The organism is Nonomuraea sp. NPDC050022 (assembly GCF_044460705.1).
Taxonomy (GTDB): Bacteria; Actinomycetota; Actinomycetes; order Streptosporangiales; family Streptosporangiaceae; genus Nonomuraea.
Genome location: NZ_JBITKE010000017.1, coordinates 87177 through 103365, shown reverse-complemented (window position 1 = coordinate 103365; position 16189 = coordinate 87177). Strand labels below are relative to the sequence as shown.

15 protein-coding genes are annotated in these 16189 nt (G+C 68.0%); 10 read left to right on the top strand and 5 right to left on the bottom strand.

Annotation, left to right across the window (positions count from 1 at the left end; all coding sequences use genetic code 11):
* Window positions 1–98: 98 nt before the first annotated feature.
* Complete coding sequence (locus tag ACIBO2_RS50805) at window positions 99–1235, top strand: site-2 protease family protein (protein ID WP_358540711.1); 1137 nt, start codon at window positions 99–101, stop codon at window positions 1233–1235.
* A 330-nt stretch (window positions 1236–1565) separates the two neighbouring features.
* Entirely contained in the window at window positions 1566–3074 is a 1509-nt protein-coding gene (locus ACIBO2_RS50800) for an FHA domain-containing protein (RefSeq protein ID WP_358540714.1), read from the top strand.
* 680 nt (window positions 3075–3754) lie between these two features.
* On the opposite strand, the gene ACIBO2_RS50795 is transcribed toward ACIBO2_RS50800, so the two are convergent.
* Window positions 3755–4264, bottom strand: coding sequence for a gluconokinase (locus ACIBO2_RS50795; RefSeq protein WP_358540717.1), 510 nt, complete (start codon window positions 4262–4264; stop codon window positions 3755–3757).
* Window positions 4265–4375: 111 nt separating this feature from the next.
* On the opposite strand from ACIBO2_RS50795, the gene ACIBO2_RS50790 reads away from it, so the two are divergent.
* Entirely contained in the window at window positions 4376–5083 is a 708-nt protein-coding gene (locus ACIBO2_RS50790; protein ID WP_397304691.1) for a FadR/GntR family transcriptional regulator, read from the top strand.
* A gap of 147 nt (window positions 5084–5230) precedes the next feature.
* A complete protein-coding gene (locus ACIBO2_RS50785) occupies window positions 5231–5383 on the top strand; it encodes a hypothetical protein (RefSeq protein ID WP_397304690.1) in 153 nt (50 codons plus the stop codon).
* Between the two features lie 222 nt (window positions 5384–5605).
* Here ACIBO2_RS50785 and ACIBO2_RS50780 read toward each other — a convergent pair whose 3' ends face one another.
* A complete protein-coding gene (locus ACIBO2_RS50780; protein WP_358540726.1) occupies window positions 5606–6103 on the bottom strand; it encodes a hypothetical protein in 498 nt (165 codons plus the stop codon).
* 130 nt (window positions 6104–6233) lie between these two features.
* Window positions 6234–7289, bottom strand: coding sequence for a GNAT family N-acetyltransferase (locus ACIBO2_RS50775; RefSeq protein ID WP_358540729.1), 1056 nt, complete (start codon window positions 7287–7289; stop codon window positions 6234–6236).
* 91 nt (window positions 7290–7380) lie between these two features.
* On the opposite strand from ACIBO2_RS50775, the gene ACIBO2_RS50770 reads away from it, so the two are divergent.
* The 4 genes from ACIBO2_RS50770 (at window position 7381) to dop (ending at window position 13063) form a co-directional block, all read left to right on the top strand.
* Window positions 7381–8232 (top strand): tRNA (adenine-N1)-methyltransferase, encoded by an 852-nt coding sequence (locus tag ACIBO2_RS50770; RefSeq protein ID WP_225291278.1) that lies wholly within the window; start codon window positions 7381–7383, stop codon window positions 8230–8232.
* Between the two features lie 204 nt (window positions 8233–8436).
* A complete protein-coding gene (gene arc, locus ACIBO2_RS50765; RefSeq protein ID WP_225291277.1) occupies window positions 8437–10200 on the top strand; it encodes a proteasome ATPase in 1764 nt (587 codons plus the stop codon).
* A 137-nt stretch (window positions 10201–10337) separates the two neighbouring features.
* Window positions 10338–11462 (top strand): acyltransferase, encoded by a 1125-nt coding sequence (locus ACIBO2_RS50760; RefSeq protein WP_358540732.1) that lies wholly within the window; start codon window positions 10338–10340, stop codon window positions 11460–11462.
* Between the two features lie 86 nt (window positions 11463–11548).
* On the top strand, window positions 11549–13063 hold the full coding sequence (gene dop / locus ACIBO2_RS50755; RefSeq protein ID WP_358540734.1) for a depupylase/deamidase Dop: 1515 nt from the start codon (window positions 11549–11551) through the stop codon (window positions 13061–13063).
* Window positions 13064–13254: 191 nt separating this feature from the next.
* On the opposite strand, the gene ACIBO2_RS50750 is transcribed toward dop, so the two are convergent.
* Complete coding sequence (locus ACIBO2_RS50750; RefSeq protein WP_397304689.1) at window positions 13255–13659, bottom strand: hypothetical protein; 405 nt, start codon at window positions 13657–13659, stop codon at window positions 13255–13257.
* A gap of 150 nt (window positions 13660–13809) precedes the next feature.
* Here ACIBO2_RS50750 and ACIBO2_RS50745 point away from each other — a divergent pair, with 150 nt between their 5' ends.
* Together ACIBO2_RS50745 and ACIBO2_RS50740 are read left to right on the top strand one after the other, a co-directional pair.
* Window positions 13810–14019 carry a ubiquitin-like protein Pup gene (locus ACIBO2_RS50745; RefSeq protein ID WP_225291274.1) on the top strand — a complete coding sequence of 70 codons (210 nt, stop codon included), beginning with the start codon at window positions 13810–13812 and terminating at the stop codon, window positions 14017–14019.
* Window positions 14020–14226: 207 nt separating this feature from the next.
* Window positions 14227–15045 (top strand): endonuclease domain-containing protein, encoded by an 819-nt coding sequence (locus tag ACIBO2_RS50740; RefSeq protein ID WP_358540738.1) that lies wholly within the window; start codon window positions 14227–14229, stop codon window positions 15043–15045.
* Here ACIBO2_RS50740 and ACIBO2_RS50735 read toward each other — a convergent pair.
* A complete protein-coding gene (locus ACIBO2_RS50735) occupies window positions 15021–16079 on the bottom strand; it encodes a DNA polymerase IV (RefSeq protein ID WP_397304688.1) in 1059 nt (352 codons plus the stop codon). The genes ACIBO2_RS50740 and ACIBO2_RS50735 overlap by 25 nt on opposite strands.
* Between the last annotated feature and the right edge of the window lie 110 nt (window positions 16080–16189).

Here is a 16189-nt window from a genome sequence, read left to right as displayed (position 1 = left end):
CAAGAGCCCGACAGAATAGGGCCCGCGAAGCCGGGAGCACCTCGTCCGGCGCGTAGCATCAAGGCAGCGGAAGCACGTAATGAACGGCAAGGAGCGCGGTGAGCGAGCAGAGCCCGCAGCAGGAATTTTCCGGTCTTCGGATGGGAAAGCCGTTCGGCATCCCGGTCTACGTGTCGTGGACATGGTTCATCGTCGCGGCCTTCATCACCTGGATGTTCGGTGACCAGGTGCGGGCCATGCTGCCCGAACTCGACGCCACAGCCGCCTACGCCGTCGCCTTCGTCTTCGCCGTCCTCCTCTATGTCTCGGTCCTGCTGCACGAGCTGGCCCACAGCGTGCTGGCCAAGTTCTACGGCCTGCCGGTCCGCCGGATCACCCTCTACCTGCTCGGCGGCGTGTCGGAGATCGAGAAGGAGCCGCCGACGCCCGGCAAGGAGTTCATGGTCGCCGCCGCCGGCCCGGCCCTGTCGCTCGGCCTGGCCGGGATCGGCCTGGCCGCCGACGTCTTCCTGATCAACGGCGGTGGCATCCCTGAGGTACTGATCTGGCAGCTCTGGCTGGCCAACCTCATCGTCGGCGTGTTCAACCTGCTGCCCGGCCTGCCGCTCGACGGCGGCCGGATGCTGCGCGCCGGCGTCTGGAAGCTGACCAGCAACGCCGGCTCCGGCACCATCGCCGCCGCCTGGGGCGGCAGGGTGCTGGCCGTGCTGCTGGTGGTCCTGCCGATCGCCGCGCCGCTGATGAGCGGGCAGGAAGTGGACCTTCGCGACGTGCTGTGGCCGCTGGTGCTGGCCTCCTTCATCTGGCTCGGCGCCACCCAGTCGCTGCGCGTGGCCCGCATCCGCGCCAGGATCCCGCAGGTCAACGCCCGTACCCTGGCCCGCAGGGCGATCCCCGTCGTCGCCGAGACCCCGCTGTCGGAGGCGCTGCGCCAGGCCACCGAGAAGCGGGCGGGCGCCCTCGTCGTCGTCGATCATGAGGGCCGCCCCGTCGCGATCGTGCACGAGGCGTCCGTACAGGCCACTCCCGAGCACCGCCGCCCCTGGGTGAACGCCGGCTCCATGGCCAAGTCGCTGGAGCCGTCCATGGTGCTGGCCGCCGACCTGACGGGGGAGGCGCTCATCGACGCCATGCGCGAGGCCCCGGCCGGCGAATACCTGCTCGTGGAGCGCGGCGGCGAGATCTACGGAGTGCTCGCCACGGCCGACGTCAACCGCGTCTTCAGCGGCGTCTGATATGTCCCACTCGTATAACCGGCAGCCCCCGGCTAGTGTCGTGTCCAGTGATCAGGTGATTCCGGATCGCACCCGGCGGTTCGAGGATGAGACGGCTGGCCGATAGTGTTCTGTTCGGCCAGGTTTATTGCGGTCCACCGGTCCACCGGTTCACCGAATCGAGACGGGGGCGGCCGCGACGCCGCCTCGCCGTATGGGTATGCGTATGGCTGGTGGCCGGCACGGCAGTGCGGGTGCCGTGATCACGCCGGCTTCCGGGGAGGAGAATTGAGTGACCGAGCGCAGCGAGGGCACCGATGAGCGCAGCGCGGTCGTCATGAAGGAGGAGTCATGACGGGCCAGGGCTTCGGGGCGGTACGTCCGCTTCCCGGAGATGGGCTGGTCGCCTATCTGGGCGGGCTGTTGCTGGTGTGCGACGCGGCCGAGGCCGCGGCCGATGAACTGCTCAAGGCACTACGCGAGACGGCCGCCGCCGGGGGCGACGGCAGAGCGCTCGCCAGGCGCGCCGCCCAGGTGCTCGCGGCCAACATGACCGGCGACCCCGCCACCTGCGCGGTCGCGGGGCCGGTCGACGGCGGCGTGGCCGTCCTGGTCAGCGGCTCCGCGTCGGCCACGGTCACCACGGCCTCCGGCGAGACCCGGCTGGCCGGCAGCGACTCGCTGACCTGGGCCGACCGGCTCATCAACGGGCCGGTCCAACGCGTCTCGCTGAGCCTGCCCGGCGGGGGCGAGCCGCATCCCGCGGTCAGCTTCGACGGCGGCGTGGTGCACGGCGGCGGTCTGATGGGCGACTTCGGTGACGTCGCCGAGCGGCCCGCTGCGCAGTCCAGGCCGTTGACCAGCGAGCTGCCCAACACCGCCCTGCACTTCGAGCCCGACCTGGTCGTGCCGCCTCCGGTGCAGATGGCCCCCTATCCGCTGTCGGGCAACGACCAGCCCGCCACCCCTTCGGCCGCCGGCCCCTCGGGCCCGCAGCCGTTCTCGGGTCCTCAGCCTTTGTCAGGCCCGCAGCCGTTGTCGGGTCCCCAGTCCGCCTCAGGGCCGCAGCCGCCGCCTCCCGCGCTGGAGCAGCAGCCGCCGTTCCTGTCAGCGGTCCCGGACCCGCCGCCCCCGGCCGAGCAGCCGAGCGGGTTCCCCACCTACGACGAGCCCGCACCCGCGCACTCCGGCAACGGCACGATGCCCGAGTACGAGCAGCCCTCTTCCCCCTACGACCAGCCGCGTGAGCAGTACGACCAGCCACGCGAACATTTCGAGCAGCCCGCCTCCCCCTACGACCAGCCGCGGGAGCACTTCGAACAGCCCCGCGAGTTGTTCGAGCAGCCGCCGCCTCCGCCTCCGCCCGCCCAGGAGGAGCACGGCGACCGGCAGCTCGTCTACGGCGTCGACTGCAAGAACGACCACTTCAACGACCCACGCGTGCCCTACTGCGCGGTCTGCGGCATCGCGCTCGTCCAGCGCACCCTCGTGCCGTACAAGGGGCCGCGGCCCCCGCTGGGCGTCCTCATCCTCGACGACGGCACCGCGCTGCCGCTGGAGAGCGACTACCTGCTGGGACGCGACCCCGAGCGCGCGCCGGAGGTGGCGGGTGGCACGGCCAGGCCCGCCAAGGTGACCAGCCCCGACGGGTCGGTCTCCCGCAGGCATCTGCGGGTGGCGCTCGACGGCTGGGACGTCAACCTGGTCGACCTGGGGTCGGTCAACGGCACCCAGATCCAGCCGCCCGGCGACCCCAACTTCTACGACATCCCACCCAACGAGCCCGTCACCATCGTCCCGGGCACCACGGTCCGCGTCGGCGTCTCCCGCACGATGCGCTTCGAAGCCCACCGGGGATGAGCCCTTCGTCCTGAACCTTCCCGAATCTTACTGAACGCCCGTGCTCCTGGTGGGAGTGCGGGCGTTCCGCTTCGGCCCGTGTTCCGCTTGGGGGTGCGGGGGTCCTGCTGTGACCCGCCACCGTGCACCGCCCGCCACCGTGCACCGCCCGCCGACGCGCCAGCCGCCGCCGTGCATCATCCGCCACCGGCCGCCGACGGAGCGGCCGCCGTGCGCCAATGGGCCCCGTGCGCCAGGCCCCGCGTGCGCCAGGCCCCCCGTGCGCCATCCGCTGGTCGCCCAGGGCTGAGGGCCTTCAGGAACGCCAGGGCTGAAGGCCTTCAGGAGGGCCTTCAGGAACGACGTCGGTCCTCTCGCCTTGGGGCTTCTCGCTCCTGAGCCCTCGCGTCTCTGGGCTTCTCGTCCCTGGGCCCTCGTGTCCTCAGCCCTATCCGCTTCGGCCGTGCCGTCTCGCTTTCGGTCGCGGATCTGGCGCATTTCCGGGCGGCCGACGCCGGTCGGCCAGGAGCGCGCTGGACGTCGCGCAGGGTGCGGTCAGGAGGTCGTCCGGGCGAGGCACGCGCTCAGGAGGTCGTACGGCTGAGGTGCGCGTTCAGGAGGTCGTACGGCTGAGGCACGCGTTCAGGAGGTCGTACGGCTGAGGCACGCGCTCGGGAGGCCGTCCGGCCGAGAGTGGGCGGTCACGAGGTCGTACGGGCGAGATAGGCGTTCACGACGTCGTCGACCGGCAGCGACAGGTCGAGTGCGACGCCGCGTTCGTCGGGGCCGAGGGGTTCGAGGGCCGCGAACTGCGAGGCCACCAGTGACTCGGGCATGAAGTGCCCGGGCCGGTGCGCCACCCGTTTCCTGATCATGTCGACGTCGCCGTCCAGGTGCAGGAAGCTCACCTCGGGGGCGGCCTCCCGCAGCAGGTCGCGGTAGCGGCGCTTCAGCGCCGAGCACGCCATCACGGCCCCGGTGCCGGCGTGCTCGGCGAGCCAGGCGCCCACCGCGCGCAGCCACGGCAGCCGGTCGGTGTCGTCGAGCGGCATTCCGGCGGACATCTTGGCGACGTTCGCGGGGCTGTGGAAGTCGTCGGCGTCGGCGAACGGCACCCCGAGGCGTTCGGCGAGCGCGGCGCCGACGGTGGACTTGCCGCATCCCGTCACCCCCATCACGACGATGAGCTGCGGGCGGGGTGAGTCGTCCATGCGGGGCAACCTCTCGGGCTCGGATGCGCGTCAGACTAGACAGCTTGCGTCATATCAATCAAGCTGAGAAGTCGAATAAATCATACTTTTGAATAGAAGTATGTGAGGCATGTGAGCAGGGGCGTCACAGACGAGAGCCTGCACGGCAGCGTGCTCGACGAGCTGGGCGCCCTCGTGGTCGCGGGCGGCTACGCCGCCGGCCAGGTGCTCAGGATCGAGCAGCTGGAGGCCAGGTTCGGGGTGTCCCGTACGGTGGTGCGCGAGGCCGTACGAGTCCTGGAGTCCATGGGCCTGGTCAGCAGCCGCCGGCGCGTCGGCATCACGGTCTCGCCCCGGACCTCCTGGAACCTGTTCGACCCCCGCGTCATCCGCTGGCGGCTGGACAGCGGCGAACGCGCCTCGCTGCTCCGCTCCCTCGGCGAGCTCCGCCGCGGCGTCGAACCCGTCGCCGCCGCGCTCGCCGCCACCCACGCCACTCCCGACCAGTGCGGCCGGTTGACGGAGGCGGTCATGCGGATGGCCGTCCACGGCAGGTCCGGCGACCTGGAGTCCTACCTGGCCGCCGACATCCTGTTCCACCGGACCCTGCTGGAAGCCTCGGGCAACGAGATGCTCGGCGCGCTCACCACGGTGGTCACGGAGGTGCTGGCGGCTCGTACGCACCACCACCTGATGCCGGCCTTCCCGGAGCCGGCGGTGATCCGCCGGCACGCGGAGGTGGCCCAGGCGATCCAGGCCGGAGACTCCCCGGAGGCGCAACGCGCGATGGGCGACATCGTCGACGAGGCGACAAGCGCCATGCTCGGGCAAGACGTCTGACGCGCGGAGCGACATCTCACACGCATCGGTCCCGAGCGACAGCTGACGCGAGGTTGGCGGAGCGGTTCCGCTGATGCGTGATCGTGCAGGCGATGCGCCATTGGTGCTGGCCCACTCGTCGTTCCCTAGGGCGGCAAGATGCGAAATATGCCGACGATTACCGCGGTGCCCGGCGGTCCCAGCGGGATGTACGAACTAGGCGGTCCGCAAAGCCGCTTCCGTGGCGAGCGGGCCGGCTATTCGCCAGGCCACGCGCCGATCCTGGCCGCCGAGCCGCCGATGGCCGGGAAGAGCCCCTGAGCAGCGGGGCCGCGCGAGCCGCGACCCCGCCGCGGGCGTCCGGAAGGCCGCCTTCACCCATTCTGTGGAAATACTGCAATTTCCAAGTTTGGGTATAGAAAAGCGGTGAAGAATCTCCTGGAACCGCAGCACGGAAACGGCCGCCGCACCTATCGGACCCACCCGTAGGTCATCCGTATTCTCGCGATCCGGCCCGTACCGAATCCGGCCCGGCGACGCCCGTCACCCGCAGGGGAACGCCTGCACGCCGCGTAACAGCCGGGTGGCCGCCTCCAGCGCGCTGGCGGCCTCCAGGGCCCGGCCCGCGGCGGTGGCGAAGCGGCTCAGCAGGTGCTCCTCCGGCTCCCCGAACCGGCGCCCCGCCACCCACAGGAACACGTGCTCCCTGGTGGCGAGCGGCACCGGCATGGCCAGGAACCCGGGCTCGCCCATCGACGCGTCCGGCACGATCAGCAGCCGGACGGATCGCGTGGCGAGCGTCTTGAGCACCCCGGACTCCTCCAGCCACGGGCGTACCCGCAGCGGATCGACCGGGGGCGCGTGCACATTGACGGACTGGGCGACCTCCCGTAGCGCGTCCACCCGTACGAAACCCGCGTAGGCCGTTCCGGTGACCGCCGCGGCGGTCCCGCTCAGCCTGTCGATCAATCGCGCGGGGTCCAGGCAGGAGAACGAGGCGATGAGTTCGCGCATGGCGACGTCGACACGGTTGTAAGTCATCGCTGTATCCCTCGGAGGAGGGGAAGTGAGATCGCGCAGTATGATCACGCGTATCTCAGGGGCGGTGACCCCGAGTCTCGCCGTCGCCGTGTCACTTGACCAGCCCCCAACTGGAAATCGGGATTTCCGGTCAGCGGGGGCGCAGGCGGAGCCACTCCAGCTCGTCCGACCGGGTCCCGTCCTCCCTGGGGAACAGCTCGCGTTGCGTCGACTCCTGGACGAAGCCAGACCGCTCCAGCACCCGCTGCGAAGCCTTGTTGCCCACCTCGGTCCCGGCCACGATCCGGTGCAGCTGGGTGTTGGCGAAGGCCCAGTCCACCAGCAGCCGCACGGCCCGCGTCATGAACCCTCTGCCCCGGAACTCCGACCGCAGCGAATATCCGATCATGCCCTGCCCGATCATCGGCGCCACCTGCACCAGTTGCACGTGCCCCGCGAACCTCCCGGAGACGGCATCCTTGATCGCCAGCTCGATCCGCTGCCCGGACACCCACCAGTAGCCGGTGTAGCGGCAGCGCCGCTCGTTGTCCTCCAGCGTGGCACGCGGCCCGACCGCGTAGGCGGCCACACTCGGCTCCCGCATCATCGCGTGGAACTCGGGGGCGTCGGCCACCTCCATCGGTGTCAGTCGTACCACCCCATCGCTCAGCTCGCCGCCGTCGAAGAACGGCAGGTAGGACTCGGCTGCCAGGCCGGAGTCGCGCCGGATCCGGGCGAACGTGATGATGTCGGTGCGGCGCCCGTCACGCCCGACCTTGGCGTCGCGTCTGCGCCCCTCTTCCTGGAAACCGGCCTTGTAGGCGACTCGCAGGCTGGCGATGTTCTCCACGGCGGCGTGCAACTCCACGCGCTCGACACCATGGTCGAACAGCCACTCGGTCACCGCCCGCGTCGCCCGGCTCACCACGCCCTTGCCACGCGCCCACGGCGCGGCCAGGTAGCCGATCGCCGCCACGCCCCACGGATCGGGCGGCTGGACACCGATGGCACCGACGTAGTGGCCGTTCTCGGTGATCGTGAACTCGGCGCCGCCGTCCGCCCACTTCGCCTCCGCCGCCCGCAGGTAGGCGCGCGCGTCCTGCAACGTGTACGGCGACGGCAAGGTGTACAGAAACCGGGCCGTCACCGGGTCGTCACACGCGCGTACGATCGCCTCGGCGTCCGAATCGGAGGGACGTCGCAACACCAGGGGACCGGTAGAGATCACTTCACGGGGGAACATCCCTCATAGATATCGCGCGTCAAGGCGTGCTCGAAAGCCCTATAACCTTGCCGACATGGGTTTCCGCAGGCATGGGCCGTTCCAGGCGGGGGATCAGGTGCAGCTCACCGACCCCAAGAACAAGCGCCACACGATCACGCTCAAAGAGGACGGCGTCTTCCACACGCACAAGGGCGCCATCCCCCACAGCGACCTGATCGGGCAACCCGAAGGCTCCGTGGTGCGCTCCTCCGGCGGCACCCAATACCTCGCCTTCCGCCACCTGCTGCAGGACTACACTCTGGCCATGCCGCGCGGCGCCGCGGTGATCTACCCCAAGGACGCCGCGCAGATCGTCGGCATGGCCGACGTCTTCCCCGGCGCCCGGGTGATCGAGGCGGGGGTCGGTTCTGGCGCGCTGACCTGTTTCCTGCTGCGCGCAGTGGGACCCGAGGGTCACGTCACCTCCTACGAGCGGCGCGAGGAGTTCGCCGACGTCGCGCGCAAGAACGTGGAGAAGTTCTACGGCGGTCCCATGGACGACACCTGGCGGCTCGTCGTCGGCGACCTGGTCGCCTCGATCGACGAGGTGGACGTCGACCGCGTCATCCTCGACATGCTCGCCCCCTGGGAGTGCGTCGACGCCGCCGCCAAGGCCCTCACACCGGGCGGCGTCATCTGCTGCTACGTGGCCACGACGACCCAGATGTCCAAGACCGTCGAGGCCATTCGCGATCACGGGAGTTTCACCGAGCCTCATGCGTGGGAGACCCTGGTTCGCGACTGGCATGTCGAAGGGCTCGCGGTGAGACCGGATCATCGGATGATCGGCCACACCGGATTCCTCGTCAGCGCCCGTCGCATGGCGGACGGTGTGGCACCGCCACCACGCCGCCGACGACCGAAGGGGACCACTGAGGAACTATGACAATTTGGCCACGAGGGTGCGTTGGTGCGTGACACGGGAACAGATCGCCGTGTTCCTATGCTGCCAGTATTAAACGCACTATTAGGGATTATTCGCCGAACACTGAATGTCACACGACGAACACTGCCCGGCCAGGTTACGGAGGGGCCCGAGATAGGTAAGGTCCTTAGTAGTCGCCCTCGACTGGGAAGGAGGTGACGGGGCGTGGCAGCTCGCGATGATGCTGAGGCTCGAGCCGCGCAGCGCGAACGGGAGGTCGCTGATCTTTCAACACAGGTCTCCTTCCTCCAAGAGGAGATCACCGCGCTGAGGCGGAAGCTGGCCGAGTCACCCCGTCAGGCCAGAGTCCTTGAAGAGCGTCTCCACGAGGCGCAGGCGAACCTCGCGGCCGTCACCGGCCAGAACGAGCGCCTGGTCGCCACACTCAAGGAGGCCAGGGATCAGATCGTTGCCCTCAAGGAAGAAGTCGACCGGCTGGCACAGCCGCCATCCGGGTTCGGCACCTTCCTGGAGGCCAGAGAAGACGGCACGATCGAGGTGTTCACCGGCGGCCGCAAGCTGCGGGTGAACGTCAGCCCCGCCGTCGACGTCGACTCGCTCCGGCGTGGCCAGGAGGTCATGCTGAACGAGGCGCTCAACGTGGTCGAAGCCCTCGGCTACGAAGAGGTCGGCGAGATCGTGATGCTCAAAGAGCTCCTCGACCAGGGGCAGCGCGCACTGGTCATCTCGCACGCGGACGAGGAGCGCGTGGTGCGGCTCGCCGAGTCACTGGTCGGGCAGCCGATCAGGGCGGGCGACTCACTGTTGCTCGAACCCCGCTCGGGCTACGTCTACGAGCGGATTCCCAAGTCCGAAGTCGAAGAACTCGTGCTCGAAGAGGTCCCCGACATCTCCTACGAGGAGATCGGTGGCCTGATGAGGCAGATCGAGCAGATCAGGGACGCCATCGAGCTGCCCTACCTGCACGCCGACCTGTTCCGCGAGCACAAGCTGCGCCCGCCCAAGGGCGTTCTGCTCTACGGCCCGCCCGGCTGCGGCAAGACGCTCATCGCCAAGGCCGTCGCCAACTCCCTGGCCAAGCAGGTCGCGGAGCGCACCGGCCAGGAAGGCAAGAGCTTCTTCCTCAACATCAAGGGCCCCGAACTACTCAACAAGTACGTCGGCGAGACCGAGCGGCATATCCGCCTGGTCTTCCAGCGGGCTCGAGAGAAGGCCTCAGAGGGCACCCCGGTGATCGTGTTCTTCGACGAGATGGACTCGATCTTCCGCACCCGAGGCTCCGGCGTCTCCTCGGACGTCGAGAACACCATCGTTCCCCAGCTCCTTTCGGAGATCGACGGTGTCGAGGGCCTGGAAAACGTCATCGTCATCGGCGCCTCCAACCGCGAGGACATGATCGACCCGGCGATCCTGCGGCCCGGCCGCCTGGACGTCAAGATCAAGATCGAGCGGCCCGACGCCGAAGCGGCGAAGGACATCTTCTCCAAGTACCTCATCTCCGAACTGCCGCTGCACCCCGACGACCTCGCGGAGCACAGCGGTTCCCGCGAGGGCACCATTCACGGCATGATCCAGAGCGTCGTGGAGCGCATGTACACCGAGAGCGAAGAGAACCGCTTCCTCGAGGTGACCTACGCCAACGGCGACAAGGAAGTCCTCTACTTCAAGGACTTCAACTCCGGCGCGATGATCCAGAACATCGTCGACCGGGGCAAGAAGATGGCCATCAAGCAGTTCCTCGAGAGCGGCCAGAAGGGCCTGCGGGTGCAGCACCTGCTCACGGCCTGCGTGGACGAGTTCTCCGAGAACGAGGACCTGCCCAACACCACCAACCCGGACGACTGGGCCCGCATCTCCGGCAAGAAGGGCGAGCGGATCGTCTACATCCGTACGCTCGTGTCGGGCAAGCAGGGCGCGGAGGCGGGTCGCTCCATCGACACCGTCGCCAACACCGGCCAATACCTGTAAGAGGCTGCTGAGAAGGGCCGCGCGGATCCCCGCGCGGCCCCTTCTCATGCCGCCCCATCTTCTCCGCGTCGCCGAGGGACCCATGTGAAAATTGGGACCAACGGAACCAAAGTGATCGTTGTGCCGTCCAACAGGGCGTGCAACCACCCAACCGGCCGAGGCGCTCTCCCGGAGAAGGCCGGCTGGCCGAACTCGATCTGCTCAGGTTCGTCGCCGCCCTCGCGGTGCTGGCCTTCCACTACCTGATCGCGTTCGCCTCCGTCTGGGGAGACAGGCCCGCCGAGCTCTTCCCCGCCGTCGCCCCGTTCGCCGGGCTCGGCATCCTGGGCGTGGAGTTATTCTTCGTCATCAGCGGCTTCGTCATCCTCATGAGCGCGTGGGGGAGGGGGCTCGGAGCGTTCGCCCGGAGCAGGTTCGTCCGCCTCTACCCGGCTTACTGGCTCAGCCTCGCCGCCGTCGCCGCTCTCTACGGCCTCACCGGCACCAAGGTGCTCGACCCCAAGCTTTCGCCTGGGGAGTATCTGGTGAACGCCAGTATGTTCCAGCGGCTGTTCAAGGTCCTGGACGCCAGCGGCGTCTACTGGTCGCTCTGGGCCGAACTCCGCTTCTATCTCCTCATGGCCATCCTCGTGATCATCGGTGTCACCTACGGCCGCGTCCTGATCTTCGCCGGTGTCTGGCTGGCCGCCGCGCTCGGCGCAGAACTGCTCGGCAACGAGGTGCTCAACGAGATCATCATGCCCCGCTACGCGCCCTACTTCGCCGCCGGCATGGCCCTCTATCTCATCCACAAGCACCGCAACGCCGTGCTGCCCTGGCTCTACGTCGCCTGCGGCTACGTCCTGGCGGTGCACTCCGCGCTCGAACGCGTCCACGGCCGGATCAAGGTCGCCGGATTCAAGAGCATGCCCGTCAGCGACCTCAGCGTGATCATCACCATCACGGTCATCTTCGCCGCGATGTCGTTCGTCGCCCTCGGCGTGTTCCGGCTGCGGCCGTCCAGAACGCTCACTGCGCTCGGCGCGACGACCTACCCGCTCTACCTCTTCCACTCGGTCGTCGCCGTGGCTCTGATCCCCATCCTGGCCACCAGAATGGCCCCCTGGGCCACCGCCCTCACCACCACGCTCGCGGCCGTGCTCCTGTCCTACCTGGTCTACTCCCTCGCCGAACGCCCCATCCAGCGTCTGCTTAAGCCCCGGGCACGTCCACAAACCCCCCCAGTTCCCGCCGTAAAGGTGGAAAAGACTGCGGTGCCATAACTCTGTGACCCTGGGGCACTGTGAAGGGCATAGGCTCGGGCATATAAACGGCGGATAGGCAGATCCGGACGAACAGAGGGTGTTGCATGACGGTGCGTCGGGTGATGGGCATCGAGACCGAGTACGGCATCTCCGTACCAGGTCAGCCAGGCGCCAACGCGATGGTCACCTCCTCGCAGGTGGTGAACGCCTACCTGGCGGCCTCCGCCGCCAGGGCGCGCAGGGCGAGGTGGGACTTCGAAGAGGAGAACCCGCTGCGCGACGCTCGCGGCTTCGACCTGGCCAGAGAGGTAGCCGACCCCAGCCAGCTCACCGACGAGGACCTCGGCCTCGCCAACGTCATTCTCACCAATGGCGCCAGGCTCTACGTCGACCACGCCCACCCCGAATACTCCACTCCCGAGTGCACCAACCCGCGCGCCGCCGTCATCTGGGACAAGGCCGGCGAACGCGTCATGTACGACGCCGCCCAGCGGGCCTCCGCGATCCCGTCCAACGCCCCGATCCAGCTCTACAAGAACAACACCGACGCCAAGGGCGCCAGCTACGGCTGCCACGAGAACTACCTCATGCGGCGCGCCACCCCCTTCGCCGACATCGTCCGCCACCTCACCCCGTTCTTCGTCTCCCGCCAGGTCGTCGTGGGCGCGGGCAAGGTCGGCATCGGACAGGACTCGCGCGGCGAGGGCTTCCAGATCAGCCAGCGGGCCGACTTCTTCGAGGTCGAGGTGGGCCTGGAGACCACGCTCAAGCGGCCGATCATCAACACCAGGGACGAGCCGCACGCCGATCCGGAGAAGTACCGGCGGCTGCACGTGATCATCGGCGACGCCAACATGTCGGAAATTTCGACATACCTGAAGTTGGGCTCCACGGCCCTCGTCCTAGCCATGATCGAAGACGGCTTCCTCAGCCGCGACCTCGCCGTCGAGAACCCCGTACAAGCCCTGCGCGCGGTCTCCCACGACCCCACCTGCCGCTACGAGATCCCCCTGCGCGACGGCCGCAAGCTCACCGCCATCCAACTTCAGATGGAATATCTCGAGCAGGCCCGCAAGTATGTCGAGGAACGCGGCACCGCCCAGGAAGAGATGAACAAGGACGTCCTCGACCGCTGGGAATCCGTCCTCACCCGCCTGGCCGAAGACCCCATGCAGCTCTCCCGCGAACTCGACTGGGTCGCCAAACTCGAACTACTCGAGGGTTACCGCACCCGCGACTCGCTCACCTGGTCCCACCCCCGGCTGCAACTCGTCGACCTGCAATACTCCGACATCCGCCCCGACCGCGGCCTCTACAACCGCCTCGTCGCCCGCGGACGCATGCAGCGCCTGGTCACCGAAGACGACGTCCAGCGCGCCGTCGAGAACCCACCCACCGACACCCGCGCCTACTTCCGCGGCCGCTGCCTACGCCAATACAGCGAGTCCGTCGCGGCCGCCTCATGGGACTCGGTCATCTTCGACATCCCGGGCCGCGAATCCCTCCAGCGCGTGCCTACCCTCGAACCACTGCGCGGCACGAAGGCCCACGTGGGCGAACTCTTCGACCGCTGCCGCACCGCCGCCGACCTGGTCGCGGCCCTCACCGGCGGAGACTAGCCGCCATACGCCTCTATCGGGGGCTGCCGCTTTACAAGCCGATTTTTTTACGGCAGAGCACGGTAAGGCGCCAACGCGCGCACGTGGCCGGGCCCCGTCCAGGGGAACGCTTCTCCGGCGATACGTGGCCGGGCGCCGTCACGTCGCGCTCCCGGCCATGGGCGTTCCCTCCCGCACTCGGAGGCGTCCCGTCAGAGCAGGCCGATGCCCAGCGTCAGCGTGCCCACCGCCAGCGCCGCGCCGCCCACCACCGTCAGCCCGATGAGCTTGCTCGGCTTGGTGTCACTGGGACGGACCACCGACAGGAAGAAGCCGAGCGGCATGAGGATCGGGGCGGCCACGATGAGGATGCGGACCAGGCTCTTCAGGCCGTCCGAAAGATCCGCCTGATCCACGTAGAGCATCGCCACGAGGCCGAACAGCACCAGCACGCCCGCGTGAGCGTGGCCCGCCCGCCAGAGGCTGCGGCGCACCGGGTTGTCGTTGTAGCCGGGCACGTTCCGCATGAGGAACGTCAGCAGCGAGACGCCGCCGAACGCCACCGCCGGGACTGTGATGAGAAGCACACCTGCCGTGCTCAGAGACGAGGGGGACATCGAAACCTCCTGTGGGACAGGGGCCTCATTATTGGATAGGGGAACTATCTAGTCAAGTCGGCAAGATCGCGGGGCCTTGGGCGCGAAATGTCGCCCGGTTCGGGGAAGATATGCCTAGAGAGCAGTCCCCCAAGCGGAGGTAGGTAGGACATGGCAAGCAAGGACACGGGTGGCCAGAAGCAGGCCGGTCGGCGCGAGAGCGAGGTCGAGGAGACCGAGGCTTCGGCGGCGCCGGATGTGCAGGAGCGTCAGGAGAAGCTCACTGACGATGTCGACGCGATTCTGGACGAAATCGACGAAGTTCTCGAAGAGAACGCAGAGGAGTTCGTGCGCAGCTACGTCCAAAAGGGCGGAGAGTAGGGCAAAACGGACATCGAAATCGGGGGGAATGGGGTGGAAACGCCTGAGGGAGTGAAGTGGTGTCCGGACTGTAAGGAGGTGAAGGGGGTCTCTGAGTTTGGGCTGAACAAGCGGATGAGCGATGGGCTTGCGCGCTACTGCAAGAGTTGCTTCCGGGTGCGGTCCACTCAGAGTTATCGCAAGCGTCGTGGCGAGCAGGGTAAGACTGTGCGCGAGGTGGTCGACGTGCCTCCAGAGCACAGATACTGTCCTCGCTGTCAGGAAGTGAAGACTGTTGCGGAGTTCGGGCGCAACCGTGCGGAGAAGTCTGGGCTTACTCGCTACTGCAAACCGTGCCACAGCGCGGCCATGCGGGAAAACAAGATCAAGAATCACGGGAGCGAGCGGAATTACCTGCTCAAACACCGCTACGGCATAACCGAGGACGACTTCGAGCGGATGCTTGCCCAGCAGAATGGGCTATGTGCCATCTGTCAGGTGGTCCCCGGCACGTTCGTCGACCACTGTCACCAGAGTGGCCTGGTGCGGGGTGTTCTCTGTTTCAACTGCAACAACGGGCTGGGGCACTTCGGTGACAAGACCGTGTTGCTCGAACTCGCCGCCCTCTATCTGGACGGGGAGATTCTCTGGCCCGAGTTCGTGGTCCCGCCGCAGCGGCGTCCGGAGTCGGTGGCGCCGACCAGGACTTACCACCTGACCCAGCGTTACGGCATGCGGCATGAGGATGTCGAGCGCATGGTGGTCGATCAGTACGGGTTGTGCGTGGTCTGCTGGGACCGTTCGCCCGAGCATGTCGATCACTGTCACCGTACGGGTGATGTGCGCTACGCGCTCTGCTTGCCGTGCAACACAGGTATCGGCCAGTTCAGGGACGATCCGGGTGTGGCGTGGCGGGCGTTGGCCTACATCGAGGCGACGGTCGAGTGGCAGGACATCGAGGATGTGTCTGAGGAGGAGATCCAGGAGTTCATCCGCGTCGACGAGGCGATGCGGTCCGAGTTCTATGAGCGAGCGGTTCGGGTCTGATCCGGTGGGGCGTATTCGACGGCCACGCCGAGGAGGCGGACCGGCCGGTCGAGGTCGAAGCGGTCGAGCACGGTGAGGGCGGCGCGGGACAGCTCGGCCGCGTCCGTGGTGGGTGAGGGGAGCTTCGACTGGCGGGTGCGGGTGAGGAAGGGCGCGAATCGCACCTTTACCGAGACGCGGACGATCACTCGTCCCGCGGCGGTCGCGTCTGAGGCGACCTGTCGGGCCAGTGTGGCTATGTGGGTGGATATTTCGGTTCTGTCGGTGAGGTCGTGCGGGAAGGTGATCTCGCGGCTGTGGCCTCGGGCGACCCAGGGAGTGGTGACGACCTCGGCTTCGCCCTTGCCGAGGGCGAGATAGCGGTACCAAGGGCCGTTGGTGGGGCCGAAGCGGCGGGCCAGGTCGGCGGGGTCGGCGGCGGCGAGTTGGGCGACCGTGTCGAGTCCCAGGTCGGCCAGTTTTTTGGCGATCTTGGCGCCGATGCCCCAGAGCGCGTCGGTGGGCCGGTCGTTCATGACCTCGGCCCAGTTGTCGCCGGTGAGACGGTAGATCCCAGCGGGTTTGGCGAACGCGGAGGCGAGTTTGGCCTGATGCTTGTTGTCGCCGATGCCGACGGAGCAGGACAGGGCGGTTTCGGCCAGGACGGCCTGCTGGAGGGCGGTGGCCAGCGCCTCGGGGTCGTCGGTCCGGGCTCCGATGAAAGCCTCGTCCCAGCCCCAGATCTCCAGCAGAACGGGAAACCCGCGCAGCGTGGCCATGACGCGCTCGGACGCGGCCTCGTAGGCGGGCGGGTCGCTGGGCAGGAAGACGGCGTCGGGGCAGCGTTTGAGCGCGGTGCGGAGCGGCATGCCGGAGTGGACGCCGTGTTCGCGGGCTTCGTAGGTGGCGGTGGCGGCGACGGTGCGCGGCTGGGTGGGGTCGCCGGAGCCGCCGACCACGACGGGTCTGCCGCGGAGGTCGGGGTGACGCAGGATCTCGACGGCGGCGATGAACTGGTCGAGGTCGACGTGCAGGACCCAGTCCCTGGTGGACATGTCTCTCAGAGTAGGACGTGCAGCACTCAGTCCCTGGTGGACGCGTCTCTCAGACGGGGCCCCGTGCCTGGTCGACGCGTCTCTCGGAGTTAGGACGTGCGGGACTCAGA